This is a genomic window from Streptomyces sp. 1-11 (assembly GCF_007176755.1).
GTDB lineage: Bacteria > Actinomycetota > Actinomycetes > Streptomycetales > Streptomycetaceae > Streptomyces.
In genome coordinates this window covers 287,027-302,466 of the sequence record NZ_BJTV01000001.1, presented here as the reverse complement: position 1 = coordinate 302,466, position 15,440 = coordinate 287,027, and the positions used below count along the sequence as shown (strand labels likewise).

At 72.6% G+C, this 15,440-nt stretch carries 16 protein-coding genes; 8 read left to right on the top strand and 8 right to left on the bottom strand.

Annotated features, from left to right (window positions below):
• Positions 1-340 precede the first annotated feature (340 nt).
• Positions 341-937, top strand: a complete 597-nt coding sequence (locus TNCT1_RS01325; RefSeq protein ID WP_143627238.1) for a suppressor of fused domain protein — start codon at positions 341-343, stop codon at positions 935-937.
• A gap of 30 nt (positions 938-967) precedes the next feature.
• Here the strand turns inward: TNCT1_RS01325 and TNCT1_RS01320 are convergent, their stop codons facing one another.
• On the bottom strand, positions 968-2,191 hold the full coding sequence (locus TNCT1_RS01320; protein WP_143627236.1) for an MFS transporter: 1,224 nt from the start codon (positions 2,189-2,191) through the stop codon (positions 968-970).
• Positions 2,192-2,362: 171 nt separating this feature from the next.
• On the opposite strand from TNCT1_RS01320, the gene TNCT1_RS01315 reads away from it, so the two are divergent.
• From TNCT1_RS01315 to TNCT1_RS01305, 3 genes are all read left to right on the top strand, one after another.
• Positions 2,363-3,004 (top strand): DUF6758 family protein, encoded by a 642-nt coding sequence (locus TNCT1_RS01315; RefSeq protein WP_143627234.1) that lies wholly within the window; start codon positions 2,363-2,365, stop codon positions 3,002-3,004.
• Between the two features lie 108 nt (positions 3,005-3,112).
• The gene (locus TNCT1_RS01310) at positions 3,113-3,970 is read left to right on the top strand and encodes a PHP domain-containing protein (RefSeq protein ID WP_143627232.1); all 858 of its coding nucleotides are present in this window, start codon (positions 3,113-3,115) and stop codon (positions 3,968-3,970) included.
• 65 nt (positions 3,971-4,035) lie between these two features.
• Positions 4,036-4,641: a MarC family protein gene (locus TNCT1_RS01305; RefSeq protein ID WP_143627230.1), complete on the top strand. Its 606-nt coding sequence runs from the start codon at positions 4,036-4,038 to the stop codon at positions 4,639-4,641.
• A gap of 46 nt (positions 4,642-4,687) precedes the next feature.
• Here TNCT1_RS01305 and TNCT1_RS35745 read toward each other — a convergent pair whose 3' ends face one another.
• Complete coding sequence (locus tag TNCT1_RS35745) at positions 4,688-4,840, bottom strand: hypothetical protein (protein WP_174266095.1); 153 nt, start codon at positions 4,838-4,840, stop codon at positions 4,688-4,690.
• Between the two features lie 196 nt (positions 4,841-5,036).
• Here TNCT1_RS35745 and TNCT1_RS01300 point away from each other — a divergent pair, with 196 nt between their 5' ends.
• A complete protein-coding gene (locus TNCT1_RS01300) occupies positions 5,037-5,942 on the top strand; it encodes an NYN domain-containing protein (protein WP_143628267.1) in 906 nt (301 codons plus the stop codon).
• 28 nt (positions 5,943-5,970) lie between these two features.
• On the opposite strand, the gene TNCT1_RS01295 is transcribed toward TNCT1_RS01300, so the two are convergent.
• Complete coding sequence (locus TNCT1_RS01295) at positions 5,971-6,858, bottom strand: alpha/beta fold hydrolase (RefSeq protein ID WP_143627228.1); 888 nt, start codon at positions 6,856-6,858, stop codon at positions 5,971-5,973.
• Between the two features lie 154 nt (positions 6,859-7,012).
• Positions 7,013-9,274, bottom strand: coding sequence for a DEAD/DEAH box helicase (locus tag TNCT1_RS01290; protein WP_235902251.1), 2,262 nt, complete (start codon positions 9,272-9,274; stop codon positions 7,013-7,015).
• 505 nt (positions 9,275-9,779) lie between these two features.
• Between TNCT1_RS01290 and TNCT1_RS01285 the strand changes: the two genes are divergently transcribed.
• Positions 9,780-10,526 (top strand): ferritin-like fold-containing protein, encoded by a 747-nt coding sequence (locus TNCT1_RS01285; protein ID WP_373920449.1) that lies wholly within the window; start codon positions 9,780-9,782, stop codon positions 10,524-10,526.
• Between the two features lie 48 nt (positions 10,527-10,574).
• Here the strand turns inward: TNCT1_RS01285 and TNCT1_RS01280 are convergent, their stop codons facing one another.
• From TNCT1_RS01280 to TNCT1_RS01260, 4 genes are all read right to left on the bottom strand, one after another.
• Positions 10,575-10,847 (bottom strand): hypothetical protein, encoded by a 273-nt coding sequence (locus tag TNCT1_RS01280; RefSeq protein ID WP_143627222.1) that lies wholly within the window; start codon positions 10,845-10,847, stop codon positions 10,575-10,577.
• 251 nt (positions 10,848-11,098) lie between these two features.
• On the bottom strand, positions 11,099-11,326 hold the full coding sequence (locus tag TNCT1_RS01275) for a DUF3107 domain-containing protein (RefSeq protein ID WP_143627220.1): 228 nt from the start codon (positions 11,324-11,326) through the stop codon (positions 11,099-11,101).
• Between the two features lie 133 nt (positions 11,327-11,459).
• A complete protein-coding gene (locus TNCT1_RS01270; protein ID WP_143627218.1) occupies positions 11,460-12,101 on the bottom strand; it encodes a TetR/AcrR family transcriptional regulator in 642 nt (213 codons plus the stop codon).
• A gap of 168 nt (positions 12,102-12,269) precedes the next feature.
• The gene (locus tag TNCT1_RS01260; protein WP_143627216.1) at positions 12,270-12,506 is read right to left on the bottom strand and encodes a hypothetical protein; all 237 of its coding nucleotides are present in this window, start codon (positions 12,504-12,506) and stop codon (positions 12,270-12,272) included.
• Between the two features lie 256 nt (positions 12,507-12,762).
• On the opposite strand from TNCT1_RS01260, the gene TNCT1_RS01255 reads away from it, so the two are divergent.
• Positions 12,763-13,752, top strand: coding sequence for an alpha/beta fold hydrolase (locus TNCT1_RS01255; RefSeq protein ID WP_143627214.1), 990 nt, complete (start codon positions 12,763-12,765; stop codon positions 13,750-13,752).
• A 6-nt stretch (positions 13,753-13,758) separates the two neighbouring features.
• Positions 13,759-15,411 carry a DUF3152 domain-containing protein gene (locus TNCT1_RS01250; protein ID WP_143627212.1) on the top strand — a complete coding sequence of 551 codons (1,653 nt, stop codon included), beginning with the start codon at positions 13,759-13,761 and terminating at the stop codon, positions 15,409-15,411.
• The last annotated feature ends 29 nt before the right edge of the window (positions 15,412-15,440 follow it).

The following is a 15,440-nucleotide window of genomic DNA, read 5'->3' as shown; positions in this document are numbered from 1 at the left end:
TCGCGGTGGCGTCTTCGCTGCTGACGCAGAACTGATTCAGGTCAGGTCAGACAGATCAGGCAAGGCGAGACGAAGTGCTCTTCCGAACGACGACGCGAAAGGGAAGGCGGCGGCCAGCCGGGAATTGATCAGCAGCCGGAAGAGCGAGTGGTACTGCACGGTCGACTTCGATCCATGACAGCCCCACCTCCTCCGGCCGGTCCCTCGTAAGGGAGTCTCAGCGTCGGGACTCGATAGCGACGCTTCTGCGTGCTGCCCCGAACCACCGGCTCAGCGTAGCAGCAGCCCGTGGTGTCAAGGTGCAGCTTTGCCCGGTGCTGACGAGTTCTATGCTCACCGCATGGTTGATGTTCTTCCTCTGGTCGAGGCACGGTTGAACACCGCGCTGGGCGAACCGGACGCGCGCGCCGCGGTCACCTTCCTCGGTACGGACCGCATCGAGGTGCTCCGGTTCCACGAGGGGGATGTGGTCCGCTACGCCACGCTCGGCATGTCCGCCCACCCCATGACCGACCCCACGGCGATGCTCGCCGACCCCGTCAAGGGTCCGCGCGCCGAGCTGGTGCTGTCGGTGCGCGCAGCCCTCGCCGACACCGACAAGGTGCTCCGCCCGCTCGCCGTGCTCGCCGCGTCCCCGCAGGTGGAGGGTGTGGTGGTGGCTCCGGGCGCGTCCCTGGACGTCGGCGGACCGCTCTGGCCCGGCGCCCCGTTCAGCTCCGTCCTGGTGGGCGAGCCGGGCGGACTCGTCGAGGACCTGGCGCTGGACGACCCGATGGAGCCGGTGCGGTTCCTGCCGCTGCTGCCGATGACCCCCAACGAGGCCGCCTGGAAACGGGTCCACGGCGCGCAGGCCCTCCAGGAGCGCTGGCTGGCGAGCGGGACGGACCTGCGGGATCCCGCCCGCAGGTCCGTCCCGCTGGATGCCGCACCCGAGTGAGCAAGCTCACCAAGGCCCTTTGACAAACGGTCAGTTGGCGAAGACGCCGACGCCGTCCTCGGAGGCGTGCCGGGGCTCCAGCTCCTCCGCCTCGTGGGTGAGGGCCCGGCGCCGTACCAGGACCACGGCCGCGCCGAGCACGGCGGTGACCGCCGCGACCACGAACGGGATGTGGATGTCGGTCCACTCCTCGATCTTCGGCGCGAAGTAGGGCGCGGCGGCGGCCGCGAACCAGCGGACGAAGTTGTAGCCCGCGCTCGCCACCGGGCGCGGCGCGTCCGACACGCCGAGGGCCAGTTCGGTGTAGACGGTGTTGTTCACGCCGATGAAGGCGCCGGACAGGATCGTGCAGACGACGGCCGTGGTGTGGTCGCCGTAGCCGAGCACCAGCACGTCCGCCGCGAGCAGCAGCAGCGAGCCGCCGAGCACCTTCAGCGAACCGAACCGCGCCTGCATGCGCGGGGCCACGATCACCGAGAAGACCGCGAGCAGCAGGCCCCAGGCGAAGAACACCGCGCCGGAGCGGTACGGGGTCATGTCCAGCACGAACGGCGTGAAGGCCAGCACCGTGAAGAACGTGTAGTTGTAGAAGAACGCCGAGACCGCCGCCGAGGCCAGGCCGCCGTGACCGAGCGCCTTGATCGGGTCCAGTATCGAGGTCTTCCGGGCGGGCTTCGGCTGCTCCTTCAGGAACGCCGTGATGCACAGGAAGCCGATCGCCATCAGCGTGGCCGTGCCGAAGAAGGGGTAGCGCCAGCTGATGTTGCCGAGCAGCGCGCCGAGCAGCGGGCCGCACGCCATGCCGAGGCCGAGGGCGGACTCGTAGAGCAAAATCGCCGCCGCGCTGCCCCCGGCCGCCGCGCCGACGATCACCGCGAGGGCGGTGGAGACGAACAGCGCGTTGCCGAGGCCCCAGCCCGCCCGGAAGCCGACGAGCTGGCCGACCGAGCCGGAGGTGCCGGCCAGGGCCGCGAAGACGATCACGAACGCGAGGCCGAGCAGCAGGGTCTTGCGGCCGCCGATGCGGCTGGAGACGAAACCGGTCAGCAGCATCGCCACCGCGGTGATCAGGAAGTAGGAGGTGAAGAGCAGGGACACCTGGCTGGGTGTGGCGTGCAGGCCCTGCGCGATGGACGGCAGGATCGGGTCGACCAGGCCGATGCCCATGAAGGCGACGACGGAGGCGCCGGCCGTGGCCCACACCGCCTTGGGCTGTCGCAGGATGCCGCCGGCACCCGCGTCGAAGGAGTCCATGTGCTTCTCCCGTCCCGGTCGGAGATAGTTGGCTTATGCACATAGTAAGTTAGCTCGGCTAATTAATGCAAGATGCATCTAGTTTTGCCTGGTGGGACGGGCCGTGCGGCTTCCGCCCGGACGGGTGATCGTCCTTGACGCGGGCCGGTCGGGGTAGGACCGTGGAGCCCTATGAGGGGCGAACCCAGTTGCCCGAAGTGTGGTGGCCGGGTCAGGGCTCCCGGCCTCTTCGCCGATTCCTGGCAGTGCGAAGCACACGGGACGGTGTATCCGCTGCAGCCCGTGATCCCGCCCAGCGTCGAGGCGCTCAACGTCGTCGTGCACCGCACGCAGGTCCCGGTGTGGATGCCGTGGCCGCTGCCGGTCGGATGGCTCTTCACGGGCGTGGCCTACGCCGGGGACGACCGCAGCGGCGGCCGTGCCACCGCCGTGGCGTGCACCGGTCCAGGCCCGCTGGGCGGCGTGGGCGAGCTGATCCTCGTCGCCGAGGAGCTCGGCGTCGGTCTCGGCGCGCGGTACGCCGGCCTCGCGGGCCCGGACCCGGGCCCTTACATGGACGTCGAGAAGCCGCCCCAGGCCAAGGTGCTGGCCGCCGGCCGTCCCACCCCGCTCTGGCATGTCTCCGGCGGTCCCGACGACCGCGCGGTCTTCGCCGGCGAGGCGCTCGGGCTGTGGCTGTGGGCGGTGGTGTGGCCCGAGCAGTCCGGCCTGCTGATGTACGACGAGCTGGTGCTGGCGGACCTGCGGGACGCGGGCGCCGAGATAGACCTGGTGCCGTGCGGCGCGCTGTCGCCGAGGCTGCTGAAACCCTGAGTGCCCGGCCTGTAGGGGGCGCCCTCGGGGTGCGGGTGTGACAGGGCACCCTGTCCCGGCCGCTATCCTTGGGTGTCCCCTTCCGTCCCGTCACCGCCTGGAGCAGCCGTGCGCATCGACCTGCACTGTCACTCCACGGCCTCCGACGGCACGGACACCCCGGCCGAACTGGTGCTGGGCGCCGCCGCGGCCGGTCTGGACGTCGTCGCGCTGACCGACCACGACACCACCCGCGGGTACGCCGAGGCGATCGCCGCACTGCCCGAGGGCCTGACGCTGGTCACCGGCGCCGAGCTGTCCTGCCGGGTCGACGGCGTCTCCATGCACATGCTGGCCTACCTCTTCGACCCCGAGGAGCCCGCTCTGCTCGCCGAGCGCGAGCTGGTCCGGGACGACCGGGTGCCGCGCGCCCGGGCCATGGTCGCCAAGCTCGCCGAGCTGGGCGTGCCGGTCACGTGGGAGCAGGTGGAGCGGATCGCCGCCGGCGGTTCCGTGGGGCGGCCGCACGTCGCCACCGCGCTGGTCGAGCTGGGCGTCGTGCCCACCGTCGATGACGCGTTCACCGAGGAGTGGCTCGCCGACGGCGGCCGCGCCTTCGTGGAGAAGCACGAGACCGACCCCTTCGAGGCGATCCGGCTGGTCAAGGGTGCGGGCGGGGTGACCGTGTTCGCGCACCCGGCCGCCGTCAAGCGCGGCCGTACGGTGCCCGAGCCGGTGATCGCCGAGATGGCGGCGGCGGGACTGGACGGCATCGAGGTCGACCACATGGACCACGACGCCGACGCGCGGGCCCGGCTGCGCGGCCTCGCCGGTGAGCTGGGGCTGCTGGTCACGGGGTCCTCGGACTACCACGGCAGCCGCAAGACCGTCTCGCTGGGCGCGTACACGACGGACCCCGAGGTCTACGGCGAGATCACCCGGCGGGCCACCGGCGCGTTCCCGGTGCCGGGGACCGGCGGAGCCTGAGGCGGCCTGCCCGCCTGGCCCGATCCCCCCATACTCCTCACTTCAGCAAGGCCTGTAGCACCACCATGTTCGACCTCGCCGTCTTCGGCTCCCTGTTCCTGACCCTTTTCGTCATCATGGATCCCCCGGGGATCACCCCGATCTTCCTCGCCCTGACCGCCGGCCGTCCGGCCAAGGTGCAGAAGCGCATGGCCTTCCAGGCCGTGTGCGTGGCCGGCGGGGTCATCGCCACCTTCGGCGTCCTGGGCCACCAGATCCTCGACTACCTGCACGTCTCCGTCCCCGCGCTGATGATCGCGGGCGGTCTGCTGCTCCTGCTGATCGCGCTGGACCTGCTCACCGGCAAGACCGACGAGCCGAAGCAGACCAAGGACGTGAACGTCGCCCTGGTGCCGCTGGGCATGCCGCTGCTGGCGGGGCCCGGCGCCATCGTGTCCGTCATCCTCGCCGTGCAGAAGGCCGGTAGCGTGGCCACGCAGGTGTCGGTGTGGGCCGCGATCCTCGCGATACACGTCGTGCTGTGGCTGGTGATGCGTTACTCGCTGCTGATCATCCGGGTCATCAAGGACGGCGGTGTGGTCCTGGTGACGCGGCTCGCGGGCATGATGCTCTCCGCGATCGCGGTGCAGCAGATCATCAACGGGGTCACTCAGGTGATCCGGGGGAGCTGAGAAGCGGGCCTCGGCTCCCCCGGAAAGCTTGAGTGAGCGCCGGGTGTTACGAGGCCGGGCTCTCGGCCGGGCGGATCCACAGGCGCTGTCCTACGGCGGCGGCCTGCTGAACGATCCGGTTGACGGAGGCGGCGTCCACGACGGTGCTGTCCACGGTGGTGCCGTCGACCTCGTCGAGTCGCATGATTTCGAAGCGCATGGGCTTCTCCCTTCGTCTGGTCATCCTCCTGCGGAGAACTACTGGTGTGACGTGCTGTCGTAGGTATCCAACGAGCTGCGTGTTACAAACATTCCCTACGCTAAATAAATTTTTCGAACGTCTAATTACTGACCGGTAAGCAGCGTCCGTGGGACTGACCGAGAGCGGTTGTGTTCGCAGCGTGATCGCCGGGACAATGGACGTGATGAACGACGACCTGGCGGCCCTCGCCGCCCGCATCGACCACACCAACGAGCTGCTGCAGCGCATGCTCGCCGAGGTGGCGAAGACGCCCTCGACCCACGCGATCTTCGTCGACGCGGGATACCTCTACGCGGCCGCGGGCCGGCTCGTCGCCGGGACGGAGGACCGGCGTGCCTTCGACCTGGACGCCGAGGGCCTGATCGACGCCCTCATCGACCGGGCCCGCACGATCTTCGCCGACAGCCGGCTGCTGCGCGTCTACTGGTACGACGGCGCCCGCCGCCGCATCCACACCGCCGAGCAGCAGACCATCGCCGAACTGCCCGACGTCAAGGTCCGCCTCGGCAACCTCAACGCCAACAACCAGCAGAAGGGCGTCGACTCACTCATCCGCAGCGACCTGGAGTCACTGGCCCGGCACCGCGCCATCAGCGACGCGGCCCTGCTCGGCGGCGACGAGGACCTGGTGTCGGCGGTGGAGGCGGCCCAGGGCTACGGCGCCCGGGTCCACCTGTGGGGCATCGAGGCACCCGAGGGCCGCAACCAGGCCGAGCCGCTGCTCTGGGAGGTCGACAGCCAGCGCACCCTCGACCTGGAGTTCTTCAAGCCCTACGTCTCCCGCCGCACGGCCGCCGCCTTCGAGCCCACCGCCGGGACCCGGCCCGCCCGTGAGGACGTCCGCTTCGTCGGCGCCCAGATCGCGGCCAAGTGGCTCTCCGCCCGCGGCCGCGAGGCGCTGGTCGAGCTGCTCCCCGGACACCCCTACCTGCCCGGCTCCGTCGACCAGGACCTGCTGGTCGAGGCCGAGGGCATGCTCCAGTACTCCCTGCGCGGCCAGGCCGACCTGCGCCGCGCCCTGCGGGACGGCTTCTGGGAGCACCTGCGGACGCAGTACTGAGGAGGCCTGGCGGGCGTGGGGCGGGTGCTCAGCCGGCGGGCGCGGGGTGGGCGTCCCAGAAGTCGGCGAGCGCCCGGGCCGTGGCGAGCGGCTGGTCGGTGTTGGGGGAGTGCTCGGCATCCGCCACGACCGTCCGCCGGGCTCCCAGCCGTCGCGCCATGCCGTCGAGCAGCGGCAGCGGCCAGGTGTCGTCCAGTTCCCCGGACAGCACGTGGAACGGCAGCCCCACGGCGGCGAGTTCGGCGACCCGGTCCGGCTCGGTGCACAACTGCCGCCCGGTGGCGATGAGTTGGGCGGGCTTGTTGCCCAGCCAGCGGCGCCGCAGGTCGGCCCGGTTGCCGAGGCCGTCGGCCGGCCCGCCGGTGGCGGTCTCCTCGGGCGCCTCCATGGCCTGCATCGCGTCCCACACCTCGGCCATCGTCATCACCGCGAGCGCGTCCCGCAGCAGCTTCACGCGCTCCTGCTGGGAAGCCGAGATCTGCGCCGGCCCCGAGGCCATCAGGGTGAGCGAGGCGAAGGGGGAGGGGTCCAGCAGCACGGCCGCGCGCGAGACCTGACCGCCCAGCGAGTGCCCCAGCAGATGCACCGGCGCCGTGCCGAGCGCCGCCGCCTGTGCGAGCACGTCCCGGGCCAACTCCTGCTGCGCGTAGGCGTCCTCGTCGTGCTCGGGCCCGTCCGACTCGAACTGCCCGCGCCCGTCCACGGCCACGGTCCGGTACCCGCGCCGGGCCAGCGGCACGTGAAGCGGGTTGAAGTCCTCCTTGCTGCCGGTGAACCCCGGCAGCAGCAGCGCGACGCCCCTGGGCTCGACCCCGTCGGCGACGGGCGCGTCCACCACGGCGAACTCCCCGCGCGTGGTGCGCAGGCGGTACGTACGGGCACCGGCGGGCGGGACGAAGGTGGCAGGCCTGCTCATGGGGAGAGGTTATCCGGCGTGGCGGTGCGGCGGGTGACGGACCGTGCACGGGACGCGGGCGGGGCGGGAACGCCGACGGCCCGGCCCACGGAAGGTGGGCCGGGCCGTCGGGTTGGTGCCGTGCCGTCGTCCGGCTGGTGTGCCGGCGTACGGATCAGGCTTCGGTCGTCTCCACGGACGCCGCCGCCTTACGGGTACGGCGGGCCTTCGGAGCCGCCTCGGCGGCGGGCGCCGTCGCCTTGCGGGTGGTCCGGCGGCGCGGCTTGGCCTCCGGGTCCTCGGTGGCCTGCGCCGGGATCTCCGGGACCGCCGCCTCGGCGACGGCCTTACGGGTCCGGCGTGCCTTGGGCGCGGCCACCTCGGCCCCGTCCGCGGCGGCCTCGGCGGCAGCGGCGGTCTTGCGGGTGCGACGCGGCTTGGCCTCGGCCTCGGCCTCGGGGGCCTCGACGGTCTCCGGGGCGGCGGCTGCCTTCTTGCGGGTCCGGCGCGGCTTCACCTCGGCGGCTTCCGCGGTGTCCACGGCGGCCTCGGCGGCAGCGGCGGTCTTGCGGGTGCGACGCGGCTTGGCCTCGGCCTCGGCCTCGGGGGCCTCGACGGTCTCCGGGGCGGCGGCTGCCTTCTTGCGGGTCCGGCGCGGCTTCACCTCGGCGGCTTCCGCGGTGTCCACGGCGGCCTCGGCGGCCGGTTCGGCCGTCTTGCGGGTCCGGCGGCGCGGCTTCGGCTCGGCGGCCTCGACCACGGCCTCGGACGCTGCCGTCACGGGCGCCGGCTCGGCCACGGCCACGGGCGCCTCGGCCACGGGGGCCTCGGCCACGGGGGCCTCGGCGGCCTGGGCAGGCTTGCGCGTACGGCGGCGGCGCGGCTTCTCCTGGACGTCCAGGACGGCCGGGCCCTCCGCCGTGTCCACCGAACGCACGGCGGCCGTCTCGGCGGCGGCCGTCTCGACGGTCGCCTGCGCTGCGGTCGTCACCGGCTCGGCCGCGGCTCCGCCGCGGGTGCGGCGACGGCGGCGCGGGGTGCGGGTCGCCGAGGGCTCCTCGGCGGCGCTGTCGGACCCGGTCGCCGGCGCGGGAGCGGCGGTGCCGTCCAGCGGGGATCCGCCGCGGGTACGGCGACGGCGGCGCGGGGTGCGGGCCGGGCGCTCACGCTCGGCAGCCGGGGCGGCGCCGGACTCGGGCCGGCCACCACGGCCGCCCCGGGCACGGCCGCGCGCTCCGCGGCCGCCGGTCTCGCCCAGGTCCTCCAGCTCCTCCGCGTCCAGCCCGGCGCGGGTCCGCTCCGAACGCGGCAGTATGCCCTTGGTGCCCTCGGGGATGCCGAGGTCGGAGAACAGGTGCGGGGAGCTGGAGTACGTCTCCGCCGGGTCGTTGAAGCCCAGCTCCAGCGCCTTGTTGATGAGCTGCCAGCGCGGGATGTCGTCCCAGTCGACGAACGTGATCGCCGTGCCCTTGGCGCCCGCGCGGCCGGTGCGGCCCACGCGGTGCAGGTACGTCTTCTCGTCCTCGGGGGACTGGTAGTTGATGACGTGGGTCACGCCCTCGACGTCGATGCCGCGCGCGGCGACGTCGGTGCAGACGAGGACGTCGACCTTGCCGTTGCGGAAGGCGCGCAGGGCCTGCTCGCGCGCGCCCTGGCCGAGGTCGCCGTGGACCGCGCCGGAGGCGAAGCCGCGCCGTTCGAGCTGCTCGGCGATGTCGGCGGCGGTGCGCTTGGTGCGGCAGAAGATCATCGCGAGTCCGCGGCCCTCGGCCTGCAGGATGCGGGCGACCATCTCCGGCTTGTCCATCGAGTGCGCGCGGTAGACGAACTGCTTGATGTTCGCGACCGTGGCGCCCTCGTCGTCCGGCGCGGTGGCGCGGATGTGCGTGGGCCGCGACATGTAGCGGCGCGCGAGGCCGATGACCGCGCCCGGCATGGTCGCCGAGAACAGCATCGTCTGGCGCTTCACCGGGAGCATGTCGATGATCCGCTCGACGTCGGGCAGGAAGCCCAGGTCGAGCATCTCGTCGGCCTCGTCGAGGACCAGGCACTTGACGTGCTTCAGGTCCAGCTTCTTCTGGCCCGCGAGGTCGAGCAGCCGGCCCGGGGTGCCGACGACCACGTCGACGCCCTTCTTCAGGGCCTCGACCTGGGGCTCGTACGCCCGGCCGCCGTAGATCGCGGTGACGCGCACGTTGCGCACCTTGCCCGCGGTCAGGAGGTCGTTGGTGACCTGCTGGCACAGCTCGCGCGTCGGGACGACGACCAGTGCCTGCGGGGCCTCGGTCAGGGCCTCGGGGGCGGCGCGGCCGGCCTCCACGTCGGCGGGGACCGTCACGCGCTCGAGGAGCGGCAGGCCGAAGCCCAGCGTCTTGCCGGTGCCGGTCTTGGCCTGGCCGATGACGTCCGTGCCGGAGAGGGCGACGGGAAGCGTCATCTCCTGGATGGGGAAGGGGGTGACGATGCCGACGGCCTCCAGGGCCTCGGCCGTCTCGGGAAGGATTCCGAGGTCTCGAAACGTCGTAGTCAGGGTGCTGCCTCTTCTGTGTGGCGCGGCGCGAGGCGAGCGCGGGGGTCTTGACGGACCGTGCCGGGGACGTCGGCTGCCATACGGGCGAACCACTCGGGGCCAGCCGTAAAGCACGGGACCTCTGCCGACGCTCTAGCGCTCGTACCGCTGAGGGTGTCCCTCCGGTCGTCGTACGTATGTGCCGTACGGCCGGGGAGGGCTGTCGGGTCGGAGCCGATCGGGCCACCGACCGGGCATCCTCATGCGTGCGGCCTGTCGGGACACGTCGAACACCGTCGACGCACTCAGCCAGGCGCATTACCACCATACCCCGGATTCGCGCACATGCGATGGCCGCTTTGCTCACGTAGTCGTGGTCACACTGCTCGGCCGGGGACTTCCGGGGCGGGTCGAGCGGACTATTGTGCGCCTCATGACTAGCTCTGACAAGCCTGAGAACGCGCCCGCCGCCGATGCCGGACGCACCGGCGTCGCCGCCCAGGACTGGGCCCGGGCCGCAGCCGACCCGCAGTACCGCGCCGCGGTCGTGGACCTGCTCGGAGCGCTCGCGTACGGCGAGCTCGCGGCGTTCGAGCGGCTCGCGGAGGACGCCAAGCTGGCGCCGACGCTCTCGGACAAGGCGGAGCTGGCGAAGATGGCCTCGGCCGAGTTCCTTCACTTCGAGCGGCTGCGCGACCGGCTGACCGAGATCGGCCAGGAGCCGACCGCCGCGATGGAGCCGTTCGTCGCCGCCCTGGACGGCTTCCACCGGCAGACCGCGCCCTCCGACTGGCTGGAGGGCCTGGTCAAGGCGTACGTCGGCGACTCGATCGCCAGTGACTTCTACCGGGAGGTCGCGGCCCGTCTGGACTCCGACACGCGCGAGCTGGTCCTGGCCGTCCTCGACGACACCGGGCACGCGGGTTTCGCGGTGGAGAAGGTGCGCGCGGCGATCGACGCCGATCCGCGCGTGGGCGGCCGGCTGGCGCTGTGGGCCCGGCGGCTGATGGGTGAGGCGCTGTCGCAGTCGCAGCGGGTGGTCGCCGACCGGGACGCGCTGTCCACGATGCTCGTGGGCGGCGTGGCCGACGGCTTCGACCTCGCCGAGGTGGGCCGGATGTTCTCCCGCATCACCGAGGCGCACACCAAGCGGATGGCCGCACTGGGCCTCGCGGCCTGATCCCCGGCGTCCGGGGGCGCGGCGCGCGCCCCCGGACGGCGTCGTCCGTTACGCCGGGATCGATCGTCGGCGCAGCCGGCGGCCGGCCGGGCGGAGCAGCAGCGACAGGGAGGCCGCCGAGACCACCGCGGCGCCCAGCAGGCTCAGCAGGGCCGTGCCGGGACCGAGCGCGCTGTGGGTGACGAAGTCACCGAACAGGGCGCCGGCGACGCCCGTCGCGAAGACCAGGGGCGGGGCGGGCAGACGGTGCGCCAGGCGCTGTGTCGCCGCCCAGGCGAGGAGCAGGCCGACCATCGCGGATCCGAGTGCTTCCAGGATCATGTCTTGGGTCCCTCCCACGGCCGGCCGGTGCTTCACGGTCGTAGCCCGTCCTACCCGTGACCTGCGGAGTACAACCCTCCCCCGTGAACGACTTGTGCTCCAACTGTGTGCGGGTGCCACGCACCCGGAGACGGCGCGGACACCGGAGGCTCGGGCGCCGAAAGACGGTGCGGACACCGGAGGCTCGGGCGCCGAAAGACGGAAGGGGCCCGGCGGCGCGATGCCGCCGGGCCCCTTCCGTCGAACGGGACCTACAGCGTGCCGAAACCGACCTTGCGGACGGTCGGCTCGCCGATCTCCACGTACGCCAGGCGGTCCGCCGGCACCAGGACCTTGCGGCCCTTCTCATCCTCGAGGCTGAGCAGCGGCGTCTTGCCGGCCAGGGCCTCGGACACCAGGCGCTCGACCTCGGCGACGCTCTGACCGCTCTCCAGAACGATCTCGCGGGGCGCGTGCTGCACGCCGATCTTGACCTCCACGGCTATGTCCCTCCGACGGTCAGTGCTGTGCGCGATCTTCCGCGCCGTACCAGCACACATTAGCCCGGTGAGGGGACGTACACGCTGCCGGCCGGAACGCCATCAGCGAACACCGCGGGGGAACGTATGAGCGTCAGTGGTGGTCGATGCCGTGCAGCGGGAAGCCGGCGATGCCCCGCCACGCAAGCGAGGTCAGCAGTTGCACCGCCTGGTCGCGCGGCACGGTGCGGTCGCTGTGCAGCCAGGAACGCGCCACCACCTGGGCCAGCCCGCCCAGGCCGGAGGCGAGCAGCATCGACTCCGCGCGCGAGAGGCCGGTGTCCTCGGCGATGACGTCGCAGATGGCCTCGGCGCATTCGTTGGTGACCTTGTCGACGCGCTCGCGCACCGCGGGCTCGTTCGTCAGGTCGGACTCGAAGACCAGGCGGAAGGCGCCGCCGTCGTCCTCGACGTAGGCGAAGTAGGCGTCCATGGTGGCGCGGACGCGCTGCTTGTTGTCCGTCGTCGAGGCCAGCGCGCTGCGCACCGACTGGATCAGCGCCTCGCAGTGCTGGTCCAGCAGCGCGAGGTAGAGGTCCAGCTTGCCGGGGAAGTGCTGGTAGAGCACCGGCTTGCTGACGCCGGCCCGCTCGGCGATGTCGTCCATCGCCGCGGCGTGGTATCCCTGCGCGACGAAGACCTCCTGGGCGGCGCCCAGCAGCTGGTTCCGTCGGGCTCGGCGTGGCAGACGCGTGCCACGCGGGCGTGCTGCCTCAGTTTGCTCGATGGCTGTCACGCCGCCTCCCAAAGTCGTCCACGTGCGGTGTAGGCCGCGCGGCCATCGTACTTTTCGGTAACCGTGCTGTGCGCGGTGCGAGCGCAGAATTTCACGTACCGGACGGCGATGAAAGCGGTCGGCGCCCCCCTGGCGCGGCCGGACGGACCCCGTGGGACGGCGGCGGGGTCAGCGATAGTCGTCCTCGTCGAGCGAGACGACGCGCCTCTGCTCGACGAGATCGGCCTCGTTGCCGCGGGCCGGGTCCACGTCCGTGAGCGGTTCGTCGCGCTCCGGGGCGACGTCCGCGTGCTGCTCGGCGGCGTCCCCCTCGGGGGCCTCCACGTCGATCTCGGGGGCGCTGTCGTCCTCCCGGTCCTCGATCGTGTCGGGCTCGATGGGGTCCTCGATGGAGTCGTGGGTCATGGTGGGCTCCCTTCCTACGAACGTCCCTGGATCCAGCAGGGGCCACTTTCGGGTGCCCTGTGACAGAGCCTAGGAGACACCTCATCGCGGTGCCATGCCATGGACGCCCGTCGCCCCCCTGGTCGTGCGGCTTACGGACGGGGCGTCGTCCCGTCCGGTCCGCGCCGGGTGCCCGGTCCTGTCTCCGTCATGGCAGGCCCTCGCCTGTGACGGCGAACACATGAGCCGCGATGTGATCGTCTCGTAACATTGGCGCATGTCTTCGACCGAGTCGCCGTCCGTTCCGGCCGCAAGTGTCCTGCCCAGGGTCGCGCCCGTCCGGGTCGGCGAGGGCGAGCGGCTGAGGTCGGTGGGGCTCCCGGGGGTCACCCTTTCGGTGCGTTCGCGGCCGCCCGCGCGTGCGGGGCTGCCGCCCGCGTTCTTCGTTCACGGGCTCGGCGGTTCCTCGCAGAACTGGTCGGCGCTGATGGCCGAGCTGGACGGCGACGTGGACGGCGAGGCGGTCGACCTGCCCGGCTTCGGCGACTCCCCGCCCCCGGACGACGGCGACTACTCCATCACCGGGCACGCGCGCGCGGTCATCCGCTGTCTCGACGCCGCAGGCCGCGGCCCGGTGCACCTCTTCGGCAACTCACTCGGCGGCGCGGTCGCCACGCGCGTGGCCGCCGTACGGCCGGATCTCGTCCGGACGCTCACCCTGGTGTCGCCCGCCCTGCCCGAGCTGCGGATCCAGCGGACCGCGGTGCCGACGGGGCTGCTGGGCGTCCCCGGCATCGCCGCGCTGTTCACCCGGCTCACCCGGGAGTGGACGCCCGAGCAGCGGGTGCGCGGGGTCATGGCGCTCTGCTACGGCGACCCGGGGCGCGTGTCCGGCGAGGCGTTCGGGCACGCCGTCGAGGAACTGGAGCGGCGGCTGCAACTGCCCTATTTCTGGGACGCGATGGCACGCTCCGCGCGCGGTATCGTCAACGCCTACACCCTGGGCGGTCAGCACGGGCTGTGGCGCCAGGCCGAGCGCGTCCTCGCCCCGACCCTGCTGATCTACGGCGGCCGCGACCAGCTCGTCGGCTTCCGCATGGCCCGCAAGGCGGCCCGCTCCTTCCGCGACTCGCGTCTGCTGTCGCTGCCGGAGGCAGGGCACGTGGCGATGATGGAGTACCCGGAAGTGGTCGCGGGGGCGTTCCGGGAACTCCTCGCGCAGGCCGCGACACCGGACGGCGATTCCGCCGAGGACACGGAGAGCTGAGGGCTGGTGGGACGCCACAGTCGCCGAGGACCGGCCGCCAAGGCCGGCTCCACGGACATAAACGAACAGGGAGATCCGCGGGGCGCGGCCCCAGGGGCCGGACGCGAGGTCCGGCTGCCCGGGCAGCGCCAGTTCCCGGGCGGCCCGGCCGCCCAGGGGGCGGGACAGCGCCCAGCACAGGGGACACCCGGCTTCCCGGCCGGCACGCCTGGCCGCGGGGCGCCGCGGTTGCCTGACGGCACGCCTGCTCAAGGGGTCCCGCGTCTCACGGACGGCACTCCGGCGCATGGGGTGCCGCGACTGCCTGACGGCACGCCCGTTCGAGGGGTGCCGCGTCTCGGGGAGGGCACTCCGGCGCATGGGGTGCCGCGACTGCCTGACGGCACGCCTGCGCATGGGATGCCGCGGTTGCCTGACGGCACTCCGGCTCGTGGGGTGCCCCGGCTGCCCGAAGGCACCCCCGCGCAGGGGGTGCCGCGGTTCGGTGGTGGTGCCTCCCGGGCCCGTGGCGGGCATCCCGAGCAGCGTGAGGCCGGGGGCGGCTGGGGTGAGGTCAGGGGTGCGGCCGACGGCGGCGCCGGGGCCGGCTCCGGGTCACCGACGGGGTCGGCGGCGGCCTCCGGCACCCGGAAGGGTGCGGGCGGCGGGCCCGGTACGGCCCTGCCGAGGCAGCGCCGGCGGCAGGGCGGCCCCCGGCAGGAGTACCTCGACGCCTTCGCCGAGGACCTCGACGTCTTCGAGTCCGGCTCCGGCCGCCGCGCCGCACCCGGCGGCGGCGAGGACGGCCCCGGCCGGGAACCGGCGGCCAGGGGCGCCGGGTCCGGGGCGGGCGGCGACGGGCCCGAGGCCACCGTGCCCGCTCAGCGCCCCGGCGGAAGAGGCCGGGCCTTCACCGGCATTGCGGCCGCGGCCGTGACCACCGCCCTGGCGATCGTCGTCGCCGGGCAGGTCACCGACGGCCCCGACGGCAGCGGCGTGCAGGCGCGGACCGCCACCGGCCGGGCGGACGGCGCCCAGGCCCACGGCGTCGCCCCGTCCGCCGCGCCGGGCGTGGCGGCGCTCAGCTACGACCAGAAGATGGCCCGGACGTACCCCCTCAGCGCCGATCTGCGGGGGTCCGGGAAGTTCGACGCGGTTCCGGGCCTCGACAAGGCGCCCGGCAGGGGCCAGAAGTACACCTACCGGGTGGACGTCGAGCAGGGACTCGGCCTGGACGGCGCGCTGTTCGCCGAGGCGGTGCAGAAGACGCTGAACAACGACCGCAGTTGGGCCCATGACGGCGCCCGTACCTTCGAGCGGGTCTCCTCCGGCAAGCCGGACTTCGTGATCACGCTCGCCAGTCCGGGCACCACCGCAAAGTGGTGTGCCAAGTCGGGCCTGGACACCACCGAGGACAACGTCTCCTGCGACTCGGCGTCCACCGAACGCGTGATGATCAACGCCTACCGGTGGGCCCAGGGCAGTGTGACCTACGGGGACAAAATCCACGCATACCGGCAAATGCTGATCAATCACGAAGTCGGCCACCGGCTCGGCCACGGCCATGTGACCTGCGACAAGGACGGCGAACTCGCTCCGGTCATGCAGCAGCAGACCAAGTTCCTCGACCACGACGGAATCCACTGCCGGCCCAACCCCTGGCCGTATCCGAAGAGTTGACGGGCGGCGCTTATGTCAGATTGACATGA

What these genes read in the sequence shown, in the direction of transcription:
- TNCT1_RS01325 (WP_143627238.1), top strand. Translation starts at nt 341, where the DNA reads ATGGTTGATGTTCTTCCTCTGGTCGAGGCACGGTTGAACACCGCGCTG.
- TNCT1_RS01320 (WP_143627236.1), bottom strand. Translation starts at nt 2,191, where the DNA reads ATGGACTCCTTCGACGCGGGTGCCGGCGGCATCCTGCGACAGCCCAAG.
- TNCT1_RS01315 (WP_143627234.1), top strand. Translation starts at nt 2,363, where the DNA reads ATGAGGGGCGAACCCAGTTGCCCGAAGTGTGGTGGCCGGGTCAGGGCT.
- TNCT1_RS01305 (WP_143627230.1), top strand. Translation starts at nt 4,036, where the DNA reads ATGTTCGACCTCGCCGTCTTCGGCTCCCTGTTCCTGACCCTTTTCGTC.
- TNCT1_RS35745 (WP_174266095.1), bottom strand. Translation starts at nt 4,840, where the DNA reads ATGCGCTTCGAAATCATGCGACTCGACGAGGTCGACGGCACCACCGTG.
- TNCT1_RS01300 (WP_143628267.1), top strand. Translation starts at nt 5,037, where the DNA reads ATGGACGTGATGAACGACGACCTGGCGGCCCTCGCCGCCCGCATCGAC.
- TNCT1_RS01295 (WP_143627228.1), bottom strand. Translation starts at nt 6,858, where the DNA reads ATGAGCAGGCCTGCCACCTTCGTCCCGCCCGCCGGTGCCCGTACGTAC.
- TNCT1_RS01290 (WP_235902251.1), bottom strand. Translation starts at nt 9,274, where the DNA reads ATGACGCTTCCCGTCGCCCTCTCCGGCACGGACGTCATCGGCCAGGCC.
- TNCT1_RS01285 (WP_373920449.1), top strand. Translation starts at nt 9,780, where the DNA reads ATGACTAGCTCTGACAAGCCTGAGAACGCGCCCGCCGCCGATGCCGGA.
- TNCT1_RS01280 (WP_143627222.1), bottom strand. Translation starts at nt 10,847, where the DNA reads ATGATCCTGGAAGCACTCGGATCCGCGATGGTCGGCCTGCTCCTCGCC.
- TNCT1_RS01260 (WP_143627216.1), bottom strand. Translation starts at nt 12,506, where the DNA reads ATGACCCACGACTCCATCGAGGACCCCATCGAGCCCGACACGATCGAG.
- TNCT1_RS01255 (WP_143627214.1), top strand. Translation starts at nt 12,763, where the DNA reads ATGTCTTCGACCGAGTCGCCGTCCGTTCCGGCCGCAAGTGTCCTGCCC.